The following is a 10,495-nucleotide window of genomic DNA, read 5'->3' on the forward strand; positions in this document are numbered from 1 at the left end:
GGCCGGTCTGGTCGGTTCCGAGGCCGGGGCCCGGGCGGCGCCGGATGGCTACACGCTCACCCTCGGCAGCACCAGCAGCCACTCGCTGCCCACCTTGCTGGGGCAGAAAATCAACTACTCGCCCACTCACTCGTTCGCGCCCGTCGGTCTGATCGGCCAGACGCCGACGGTGTTGCTGGTTTCCAGTCGCCTGCCCATCCGCAGCTTTGCCGAACTGGTGAGCCACGCCAAGGCGAATCCGGGTCGGTTGAACTACGCCTCCAGTGGCAACGGCACCTTGAATCACCTGGTGATGGAGGCCTTCAAGGCGCAGACCGGCACGTTCATGGTGCATGTGCCCTACCGCGGCACGGGGCAGGCCATGGCCGACCTGCTGGCCGGGGAAATCGATCTGATGTTCGATGCCGTGATCACGGCTACGCGGCATGTGAAGGCCGGCAAGGTGCGTGCGCTGGCTGTGTCCAGCGCGCGGCGCGCCGCCGACTTGCCCGAGGTGCCGTCGATGGACGAACTCGGGTTGAAGCATTTCGAGGGCAACCTCTGGGTGGGCATTCTGGCGCCGGCGGGTACACCGTCGGCGATCACCCACCGCCTGAACGAGGCCCTGCAGGCGACGCTGCGCGATCCGGCGGTGCAGGCGCGCATGAGCCGTCTTGGCTTCGAGCCCGAGCCCGGCCCCGCACAGGCGCTGTTCGACCATATGCAGTCGGTGCAGCGCACCTGGGCCGGCGTGGTGCGCGAGCGCAACCTCACATCCCAGTGAAATAAGCCCATGGCCGCGCACGAAACGCCCACGCCAGCGTACTGGGACCTGCCCCATGCAAGCCAGCGCCAGCCGGTGGTCGGCCGGGCGATGGTGAGCACGTCACAGCCGCTGGCGGCCCAGGCCGGTCTGGCCGCGTTGCGGGCGGGGGGCAATGCGGTGGATGCCGCATTGGCCGCCGCCATTGCGCTGACGGTCGTCGAGCCCGTGAGCAATGGTGTCGGTGGTGACCTGTTTGCCCTGGTCTGGGATCCGGCCTCACCTCAGCCGGTGCTGGGCCTGAATGCCAGCGGCCGCTCGCCTGCCGCCTGGTCGTCCGCGGCCTGCCAGGCACGGTTTGCCACCATGTCCGCCATGCCGCTGACCGGCTGGGACAGCGTCACCGTGCCGGGTGGCGTGGCGGGCTGGTGGTGGCTGTCGGATCGCCTGGGTCGCCTGCCGTTCGCCGCTCTGTTCCGTGATGCCATCGCATACGCCGAAGACGGCTTTGTCGTCAGTCCGGTGGTTGCCCGAAAATGGGCCAAGGAAGCCCAGCGTCTGCGGGAAGCGCCGGATTTTGTCGCCCATTTCCTGCACCAGGGCCAGGCGCCACGCGCCGGCTCGCTGTTGCGCACGCCCCACCTGGGTGCCACCCTGCGCGAGATTGCCGACAGCAAGGCGCAGAGCTTCTACCGCGGCGAGTTGGCCAGGGCCATATGCGCGCACGCACGGGTGCGTGGCGGCGCCCTGACGTTGGACGATCTGGCCCGTCACTGGGACGAGCCGGGCTGGATGACACCGATACGGCAGGACTACCGCGGGTACGACGTTTACCAACTGCCGCCCAATGGGCAGGGCATCACGACGCTGCAGGCGCTGGGCATTCTGGCGCATTTTGACAGTGGTGTCCTGGGGTCCGCCTCGCCCGCCGCGCAGCACCTGATGATCGAGGCGTTGAAGCTGGCGTTTGTCGACACCTACAGCGTCATCGGCGACCCGGGCTCGATGGATGCGGACATCGCCGCCATGCTCTCGCCCGCGCGGTTGGCGGCCCAGGCGGAACGGATCGACCCGCAGCGGGCCGGCGATTTCGGTCCGGCCATCCCTCCCTGGGGCGGCACGGTGTATGTGGCGGCAGCCGATGCCTCGGGCATGATGGTGTCGCTGATCCAGTCGAACTTCCTGGGCGTGGGCTCGGGCATCGTGGTGCCGGGCACGGGCATCAGCCTGCACAACCGCGCCGCCTGTTTCAGCCTCGATCGCCGGCACCCGAACCGGGTCGATGGCAGCAAGCGCCCTTTTCACACCATCATTCCCGCCTTGGTGGCCAAAGACGCGGCACCCTGGGGCGTCCTGGGTGTGACCGGGGGGCCGATACAACCGCAGGGCCAGGTCCAGCTGCTTGCGGGCCTGATCGACGGCCGTGGCAATCCGCAGGCGGTGGTGGACGCACCGCGCTGGAAGCTCGAGCACAATTCGCTCGGGCTTCAACTTGATATCGAGCCAGGGTATCCCGAGCAAGCCGCCTCGGCACTGCGTGCCATGGGCCATCCCGGCGGGCCGCCGGGCATCACGGGAACCGATTTCGGTGGCGGTTTCGTCATCACCCGTTCACCGGCGTCGGATGGCGAACCACCGCTGTGGGTGGGTGGCGCCGATCCGCGCCGGGACGGTTTGGTCGCCGCGATGTGAGACCTGCCCGGGGAAGTGGTCGCGCTGTCCCGAAATCACCGCCCGGGCAGATGCGATCAAGGCACAACAGCACCTGCCGCGTTGCCGCCGTATGTGCTTTTCTTGGACAGCGAGCCAAAGGATGCGTTGCAGAAGGGTTTCAAGGTGCCCGACGGCTGCTACACCTTCCTGACGGGTACGCCCACCGGGCTGGCGCTCATCCGCGACCCCTTCGCCTGCAAGCCCGCCATGAAAATGGGTGGACACCACGGCGTCCTGGCGAAGTGCCCGGCGCACCCTGTCCACCCAGCGCACGGGTCCACTCAGCCCATCAGCGACTCGGCGCTGCGTTCTTTCCATGTGGAGAGAAAGTTCTGCAGTCGCGGTGATTGGGGCTGGGAGAACACCTGCTCCGGAACACCTGACTCTTCGATGATGCCGTCGGCCAGAAAGATGACCTGATCGGACACGCCGGCGGCAAAGCCCATTTCGTGGGTCACGATGACCATGGTCATGCCCTCCTCGGACAGATCTTTCATGACCTTGAGCACCTCTCCCACCAGCTCGGGGTCGAGCGCGGAAGTGGGTTCATCAAACAGCATGATGCGCGGTTCCATGGCCAGCGCCCGGGCAATGGCCACGCGTTGCTGCTGGCCACCGGACAGTTGCCCTGGATAGGTCTTCGCCTTGTGTGCCAGACCAACGCGCTCGAGCTGCAGCATGGCACGACGCTGGGCGTCCAGCCGCGTCAGCGACCTGACCAGTTGCAAGGGGCGAGCCACGTTTTCCAGGATGGTCATGTGCGGCCAGAGGTTGAACTGCTGAAACACCATGCACACGCCGCTCAGTGTCTGGCGTGTCTGCTCGTCCGGCGCCAGTTTCCGTGCCCCGGATGCACCACGGGTGTAGCCCAACAACTGACCGTTGATGAGGATCTCGCCCTCGTTGTAGGTTTCCAGAAAATTCATGCAACGCAGCAGCGTGGACTTGCCCGAACCCGAGCCACCGATGATGCTCACCACCTGCCCATGGTGAATGTCCAGACTGATGCCCTTGATCACTTCGTGATCGCCGTAGCTTTTGCGCACGTTCTTGAGCTGAATGGCCAGATGGTTCGTCATGGGAGTCAGACCTTGAGAGACAAGTGTTGGGTATAGCGGCGTTCCATCCAGCGGCCGGCGCGGCTGACCAGCAAGGTCAGGGCCCAGTACGACAGTGCCAGCACCAGATAGGGCTCCAGAATGGAGAAGCTCTCATTGGCAATGCGCATGGCCGCGGTCATGAGCTCTGGGACGGTGATGATGGAGAGGACCGAGGATTCCTTCACCAGAATCACGGTCTGGCCCACGAGCGGCGGTATGCAGCGGGCAAACATCTGCGGAATGACCACCATGCGCAGCGTCTGCTGGCGCGTCAGACCGAGATCGCGTGCGGCTTCCAGCTGACCGCGCGAGATGGCCTCCACACCGGCACGGAAGATCTCCGCAAAGTAGGCGGAGCCATACATCGCCAGCCCCACGATACCCACCACCTCGGCTGAAAAATCCAGCCCGATGTAAGGGCCGCCGAAATAGACCAGATAGATCTGCACCAGGAATGGCGTTCCGCGGAAAACCGTGACATAGACGTCATACAGCCAGGCAGATCCACGGCCGAGACAGGAACGAAACGCCAGCAGCAGTCCGCCGCCGATCAGCGACAGACAGATGCCCATGGCGCAGATCTGGACGGTCAGTGCCAGACCGCGCAGGAGCACACTGGCGTTGTCGGAAATGAGGGAGAAATCAAACACGAACGGCTCCTAGGCATTGCGCATGCGCGTTTCCAGCCAGCGGCCGATGCGCGATGTGGCCAGTGTCAGCACCAGATACAGCACTCCGGCGGTCAAGAAGAACTCGATCGGGCGGTACGACGTTGATGCATTGACCTGCACGGTCCGCATCAGCTCGGTCACGGCCCTGCGCGCCTTGAAGGCATACGGTCGCGGGCTACAGTCGCGGACAAGGTGATGAAGTCAGGGGAGACGGCTGGACAGGCAACGGTCGCCCATCTGTGCCGACCGCACGGCAAGCGAAGCGCGCAGGCCCGAAGCTGGAAGCCGGGCCGGAGGCGTCAGCCGAGCGGAGCGAGGGAACGATGGAAGCCCGTCAGGGGCGAGACGCCGCAGGCGGCTCGATGCGCAGCACGACAGCGCGCCGGGACGCCATGAGGTTCTACGCGCTTACCACTTGCGCGACTATTCAATAAATGTTGTATTATCGAACCATGAACGAAAATCAAGCTGTTTCCGCCCTCGGCGCCTTGGCCCATACCCAGCGGCTGCGTGTGTTCCGCGCCCTAGTTGTCGCCGGCCCCGAGGGGATGACGCCCAGCGTGCTGGCCGATCTGCTCGACGTGGCACGCAATTCCCTGTCCTTCCACTTGAAGGAATTGGCCCACGCTGGCCTCGTCACCATCGAGCAGCAAGGCCGCAACCTGATCTATCGCGCCGACTTCGCGCAGATGAACAACCTGCTCGGCTACATGACCGAACACTGCTGCCAGGGCGGCACATGCGAAGTCACGGAATCCTCTGCCACCTGTGCCTCCTGCTGAAAGGAACTATCCATGAAGCGCTTCCATGTCCATCTGCATGTCAATGACCTGCCCCGCAGCATCGGCTTTTATTCCCAACTCTTCGCCGCGCAACCCACGCGCGTCGAAAGCGATTACGCGAAGTGGATGCTCGAAGACCCGCCGGTGAACTTCGCCATTTCCACGCGCGGCAACAGGCCAGGCATCGACCACCTGGGTATCCAGACCGACGACGCTGAGGAACTGGCCGCCCTCAAGGCACGCGCGCAGGCCGCCGACATGGCGCTGCTCGACGAAGGCACTACGACCTGCTGTTACGCACGCAGCGAGAAGCACTGGATCACCGACCCGCAAGGTGTGGCATGGGAGCACTTCCACACGCTGGGCAGCATCCCAGTCTTCCATGAGGCAGCCTCAGTCACGACACCGATCACCGCACCGGCTTGCTGTACAGCAAGCCCCCGTTCTTCCTGCTGTTGAGAAAGCACGCCATGACCACGGAGAGCACATACAACGCACTGTTCATCTGCACGGGCAATTCCGCACGTTCCATTCTCGCTGAAGGCATCCTCAACAAGCTGGGCCAAGGGCGCTTTCGGGCCTACTCGGCGGGCAGCCAGCCGAAGGGCGAAGTGCATCCGCTGGCGCTCGCCACGCTGGAGCGGCTGCACATGCCGACGACCGGCTACCGCAGCAAAAGCTGGGACGAGTTCGTGGCGCCGGATGCACCGGTGTTCGATTTCATCTTCACCGTCTGCGACAACGCCGCCGGTGAGGCGTGCCCGCTGTGGCCGGGCAAGCCGGTATCGGCCCATTGGGGCGTACCCGATCCGGCAGCCGTCGAAGGCAGCGAAGAACAACGGCTCAAGGCGTTCAAGGATGCCGCGCTGACCCTGCGTCGCCGCATCGAGCTGTTTCTCTCGCTGCCGCTGCAACGCCTGGACGCCATGTCGCTGCAACGCGAGTTGCGAAATATCGGCCAAGAGTGAAGAGCGTCACTTCATCAACAACCAGATTTGAAAGGACACCCCATGCCAAACATCCAGATTTTCGACCCGGCGCTGTGTTGCAGCACAGGCGTATGCGGCGTTGAAGTAGATCAAAACTTGGTGAACTTTGCCGCCGACGTGGATTGGGCCAAACAAAACGGTGCTCAGATCGAACGCTTCAACCTGGCACAACAGCCCCTTACTTTCGCCGAAAACCCGACTGTGAAAGGCTTTCTGGAACGCTCGGGCCAAGAGGCGCTGCCCCTGGTTCTGGTCGATGGCGAGGTGGCCTTGGCCGGTCGCTATCCCAACCGCAGCGAATTGACCCGCTGGGCTGACATCGAGGCGCCCGAAACCTCCCCAACCCAAGGCGCTTGCTGCTCTGGCAACCGCTGCTGCTGAACGAGGAGATTTCATGCACTTTCTGACCCAGCCGCCTCGATTCCTTTTCTTCACCGGCAAAGGGGGCGTCGGCAAGACCTCCATCGCCTGCGCAACGGCCGTGCAACTGGCGGCCCAGGGCAAGCGCGTGCTCCTCGTCAGCACCGACCCAGCTTCCAACGTGGGGCAGGTTTTCGGCGAGCGCATCGGCAACCGCATCACGGCGATTGCCGCCGTGGCGAACCTGTGGGCACTGGAAATCGACCCGCAGGCAGCGGCGCAAGCGTACCGTGACCGCATCGCTGGGCCTGTGCGGGGCGTGCTGCCCGACGAGGTGGTGCGCGGCATCGAAGAATCTCTGTCGGGCGCCTGCACCACGGAAATCGCCGCCTTCGACGAGTTCACGGCCTTGCTGACCGATACGGCGCTGACGCAGGATTACGAACACATCATTTTTGACACTGCCCCCACCGGCCACACCATCCGCCTGCTGCAACTGCCGGGCGCATGGAGCGGCTTCCTGGAAGAGGGCAAGGGCGATGCGTCGTGTCTGGGCCCTTTGGCGGGCCTGGAAAAACAACGCGCCCAATACAAGGACGCGGTCGCCGCCCTGGCCGACCCGCTGCTTACCCGCCTGGTGCTGGTGGCCCGCGCGCAGCGCCCCACACTGCGCGAGGCGGCACGCACCCATGAAGAACTGGCCGCCATTGGGCTGACACGCCAGCATCTGGTCATCAACGGCGTCTTCCCTGCTGGCGAGGCCGAAAACGATACGCTTGCCGCTGCCATCTACGAAAGAGAGCAGGCCACGCTGGCCGCCATTCCGCCGGCACTCCAGGCGTTGCCTCGGGATCAGATCGCGCTCAAGCCGTTCAACCTCGTCGGCCTCGATGCCCTGCGCCACCTGCTGGTCGATACCGACGCCAAGCATGACGCCGATGCCATCGAACTGCCCGACCAGATCAATGCGCCAGACTTGTCCGCCCTGGTCGATGAGATCGCCGTCGATGGGCACGGGCTGGTCATGGTGATGGGCAAGGGTGGCGTGGGCAAGACCACGCTGGCCGCCGCCATCGCCGTGGAGCTGGCGGGCCGGGGACTACCCGTGCATCTGACCACCTCCGACCCGGCTGCGCACCTGGCCGATACGCTGGAAGGTTCGGTGCCCAATCTGGCACTCAGCCGCATCGACCCCCAGGAAGCCACGGCGCGCTACCGCCAGCATGTGATGGACACCAAGGGGGCGCAGCTCGATGCCGAAGGCCGCGCTCTGCTGGAAGAAGACCTGCGCTCGCCCTGCACCGAGGAAATCGCGGTGTTCCAGGCGTTCTCCCGCGCCATCCGCGAAGGGAGCAGGAAGTTCGTAGTGATGGACACCGCGCCCACGGGTCACACCTTGCTGCTGCTCGACGCCACTGGCGCATACCATCGCGACATCGCCCGGCAGATGGGCGAGACGGGCGTTCACTTCACGACGCCGATGATGCAGTTGCAAGACCCCAGGCAGACCAAGGTGCTCATCGTCACCCTGGCCGAAACCACGCCCGTGCTGGAAGCGGCCAATCTGCAAGACGACCTGCGCCGCGCGGGCATAGAACCGTGGGCCTGGGTCATCAACAACAGCGTGGCGGCCGCGCACCCACACTCCCCGCTGCTACGCCAGCGTGCACGCAACGAATTGCGGGAAATCGACGCCGTGGCCACACAACACGCCCGGCGCCATGCCGTGGTGCCGCTTCTGACCGAGGAACCGGTGGGGGTGGAGCATCTGCGGGCTTTGGCAAAAAGGAAAGCGTCATGAACCGCGCGCCCTCGCCCATAGGCGTGTTCGAGCGCTACCTGACGCTCTGGGTCGCGCTGTGCATTCTGGCCGGCTTGGCTCTGGGAAACCTGATGCCAGAACTGTTCAGTGCATTGGCGGCCATCGAATACGCCTCGGTCAACCTCATCGTCGCCATACTCATTTGGGCCATGGTGTACCCGATGATGATCGCCATCGACCTAGGCTCGCTCAAAGCCGTGGGTCGGCGACCGAAGGGGCTGGTGATCACGCTGGCAATCAACTGGCTGATCAAACCCTTCACCATGGCCGTGTTGGCGGTGCTGTTCTTTGAGTATCTGTTGGCTGACCTGATCAACCCGGACGATGCTCAGCAATACATCGCCGGTCTGATCCTGCTGGGCGCCGCGCCATGCACTGCCATGGTCTTCGTCTGGTCGCAGATGACCAAGGGCGACCCAAACTACACGTTGGTGCAGGTCTCAGTGAACGATCTGGTGATGGTGGTCGCATTCGCCCCGATCGTCGCCTTGCTGCTGGGCGTGACCGAGATCGCCATCCCTTGGGAAACTTTGATGCTGTCGGTGGTGCTCTACATCGTGCTACCGCTGATCGCCGGCTGGTGGACGCGCAAGCGCCTAACTGCCCAGGGTGGTGAGGTGGCAGTCTCGGACTTCACCGCACGCATCAAGCCTATATCCATGCTCGGTCTGCTGCTTACCGTGGTGCTGCTGTTCGGTTTTCAAGGCCCGGTGATCCTGGCCCAGCCCACGCTGATTGCGCTGATTGCCTTGCCCATCCTCATCCAGTCCTACGCCATCTTCGCCCTGGGCTATGCCTGGGCCTGGGCGTGGCGCCTGCCGCACCCGATTGCCGCACCCTGCGCGCTGATCGGAACGTCCAACTTCTTCGAGCTGGCTGTGGCTGTGGCCATTGGCCTGTTTGGCCTGAACTCGGGCGCGGCGCTGGCCACCGTGGTCGGCGTACTGGTCGAGGTGCCGGTGATGCTGTCGCTGGTGGCCTTTGCCAACCGCACGCGCTCACGCTTCCCAGCGTCGTGATGGACTCCGCCGGCCTGGCATCGCTACTGCGGCTGGGCCGCCGATCGCGGCTCACACGAACCAGCACGTATTCCACCAGCTCCACCAACTCCTGAACCGAGGCAATGGCATGAGCCAGGTCACCATCTATCACAACCCCGCTTGCGGCACATCGCGCAATGTTCTTGGCCTGATCCGCAACAGCGGCGAGGAGCCCGTGGTCATCGAATATCTGAAGACGCCACCCGACCGCGAAACGCTGCAACGCCTGATTGCCGCGATGGGCGTACCAGTGCGCGCGGTGCTGCGCGAGAAGGGCACGCCCTACGCCGAACTCGGCCTGGATGATTCCAAGTGGAACGACGAGCAATTGATCGGCTTCATGCTCCAGCACCCCATCCTCATCAACCGCCCCATCGTGGTCACGCCGCTGGGCATACTGCTGTGCCGACCTTCGGAAACAGTGCTGGACATCCTGCCCCAGCCGCAGCGCGGTGCGTTCTGTAAGGAAGACGGCGAAGCCGTCGTGAATGCGGAAGGTCATCGTGTCTGAATCCAGAATCGACCTACCCAATATCGACACCGCGCTGTTCCAGCAACCCGATGCCCAGCGGCTGATGGCGCCCGAGCGTGCCACCCACGCACCGCGCTTTCTGTTGCTCTACGGCTCGCTACGCGAGCGCTCGTTCAGCCGCCTGGCTGCCGAAGAAGCGGCACGCATTCTGAGCGCGCTCGGCGGTGAGACACGGATGTTCAACCCCTCGGGTCTGCCGTTGGTGGACGATGCGCCTCACGATCACCCGAAGGTCAGGGAACTGCACGAGCTGGTGCAATGGGCCGAAAGCATGGTGTGGAGTTCGCCCGAGCGCCACGGCGCAATGACCGGCCTGATGAAGACCCAGATCGACTGGATTCCGCTATCGGTCGGCGCCGTGCGCCCAACCCAGGGCAAGACGCTGGCGGTTATGCAGGTTTCGGGGGGCTCGCAGTCCTTCAATGCCGTCAATCAGATGCGCGTGTTGGGTCGCTGGATGCGGATGCTGACCGTCCCTAACCAGTCTTCGGTCGCCAAGGCATACCAGGAGTTCGATGAAGCGGGACGCATGAAGCCCTCGGCCTATTACGACCGCATCGTGGATGTGATGGAAGAGCTGATGAAGTTCACGCTGCTCACGCGCGACGTGATGCCATTGACCTTGCCCCTGTTTCGTGTAGCTCTTAACCCACGGTTCACGCGGCCTTTTTACGCTGTGCCTCGTACCAGCGCTGCTCGTACTGCATCGGGCTGAGGTAGCCCAGCGACGAATGCAGCCTGCGG

General features: G+C 64.2%; 12 protein-coding genes and 2 pseudogenes. 11 read left to right on the forward strand and 3 right to left on the reverse strand.

The annotated features are described in order from the left end of the window. From PHQ87_RS10585 to PHQ87_RS10595, 3 genes and pseudogenes are all read left to right on the forward strand, one after another. Positions 1-763 (forward strand): tripartite tricarboxylate transporter substrate-binding protein (locus PHQ87_RS10585; RefSeq protein ID WP_300233757.1); only part of this gene is annotated, 763 nt, incomplete at its 5' end. A gap of 9 nt (positions 764-772) precedes the next feature. Further along, positions 773-2,434: a gamma-glutamyltransferase family protein gene (locus tag PHQ87_RS10590; RefSeq protein ID WP_300233760.1), complete on the forward strand. Its 1,662-nt coding sequence runs from the start codon at positions 773-775 to the stop codon at positions 2,432-2,434. Positions 2,435-2,551: 117 nt separating this feature from the next. After that, positions 2,552-2,662 (forward strand): annotated as a pseudogene (locus tag PHQ87_RS10595) (amidophosphoribosyltransferase); the annotation flags it as partial. Positions 2,663-2,736: 74 nt separating this feature from the next. On the opposite strand, the gene PHQ87_RS10600 reads toward PHQ87_RS10595, so the two are convergent. The 3 genes from PHQ87_RS10600 to PHQ87_RS10610 are packed head-to-tail and all read right to left on the reverse strand — an operon-like array spanning position 2,737 to position 4,367. After that, positions 2,737-3,534 carry an amino acid ABC transporter ATP-binding protein gene (locus tag PHQ87_RS10600; RefSeq protein WP_300233763.1) on the reverse strand — a complete coding sequence of 266 codons (798 nt, stop codon included), beginning with the start codon at positions 3,532-3,534 and terminating at the stop codon, positions 2,737-2,739. 5 nt (positions 3,535-3,539) lie between these two features. Then, complete coding sequence (locus PHQ87_RS10605; RefSeq protein ID WP_300233765.1) at positions 3,540-4,205, reverse strand: amino acid ABC transporter permease; 666 nt, start codon at positions 4,203-4,205, stop codon at positions 3,540-3,542. A 9-nt stretch (positions 4,206-4,214) separates the two neighbouring features. After that, a complete protein-coding gene (locus tag PHQ87_RS10610) occupies positions 4,215-4,367 on the reverse strand; it encodes a hypothetical protein (protein ID WP_300233767.1) in 153 nt (50 codons plus the stop codon). 311 nt (positions 4,368-4,678) lie between these two features. On the opposite strand from PHQ87_RS10610, the gene PHQ87_RS10615 reads away from it, so the two are divergent. The 8 genes and pseudogenes from PHQ87_RS10615 to arsH all read left to right on the forward strand — a co-directional run. Continuing rightward, a complete protein-coding gene (locus PHQ87_RS10615; RefSeq protein ID WP_037039069.1) occupies positions 4,679-5,008 on the forward strand; it encodes a helix-turn-helix domain-containing protein in 330 nt (109 codons plus the stop codon). Between the two features lie 12 nt (positions 5,009-5,020). After that, a complete protein-coding gene (locus PHQ87_RS10620; RefSeq protein ID WP_209421559.1) occupies positions 5,021-5,467 on the forward strand; it encodes an ArsI/CadI family heavy metal resistance metalloenzyme in 447 nt (148 codons plus the stop codon). Positions 5,468-5,478: 11 nt separating this feature from the next. Beyond that, entirely contained in the window at positions 5,479-5,976 is a 498-nt protein-coding gene (locus tag PHQ87_RS10625) for an arsenate reductase ArsC (RefSeq protein ID WP_037039133.1), read from the forward strand. Positions 5,977-6,018: 42 nt separating this feature from the next. Next, positions 6,019-6,378, forward strand: a complete 360-nt coding sequence (gene arsD / locus PHQ87_RS10630) for an arsenite efflux transporter metallochaperone ArsD (RefSeq protein WP_037039064.1) — start codon at positions 6,019-6,021, stop codon at positions 6,376-6,378. A gap of 13 nt (positions 6,379-6,391) precedes the next feature. Continuing rightward, a complete protein-coding gene (arsA, locus tag PHQ87_RS10635; RefSeq protein WP_037039062.1) occupies positions 6,392-8,158 on the forward strand; it encodes an arsenical pump-driving ATPase in 1,767 nt (588 codons plus the stop codon). Positions 8,159-8,175: 17 nt separating this feature from the next. Further along, complete coding sequence (gene arsB, locus PHQ87_RS10640; protein ID WP_037039131.1) at positions 8,176-9,198, forward strand: ACR3 family arsenite efflux transporter; 1,023 nt, start codon at positions 8,176-8,178, stop codon at positions 9,196-9,198. A 109-nt stretch (positions 9,199-9,307) separates the two neighbouring features. After that, positions 9,308-9,730, forward strand: a complete 423-nt coding sequence (gene arsC / locus PHQ87_RS10645) for an arsenate reductase (glutaredoxin) (protein ID WP_300233784.1) — start codon at positions 9,308-9,310, stop codon at positions 9,728-9,730. Then, positions 9,723-10,361, forward strand: a pseudogene (gene arsH / locus PHQ87_RS10650) (arsenical resistance protein ArsH); the annotation flags it as partial. The gene arsC and the pseudogene arsH, both read left to right, overlap by 8 nt. Positions 10,362-10,495 lie beyond the last annotated feature (134 nt).

The organism is Hydrogenophaga sp. (assembly GCF_028698005.1).
Taxonomy (GTDB): Bacteria; Pseudomonadota; Gammaproteobacteria; order Burkholderiales; family Burkholderiaceae_C; genus Hydrogenophaga.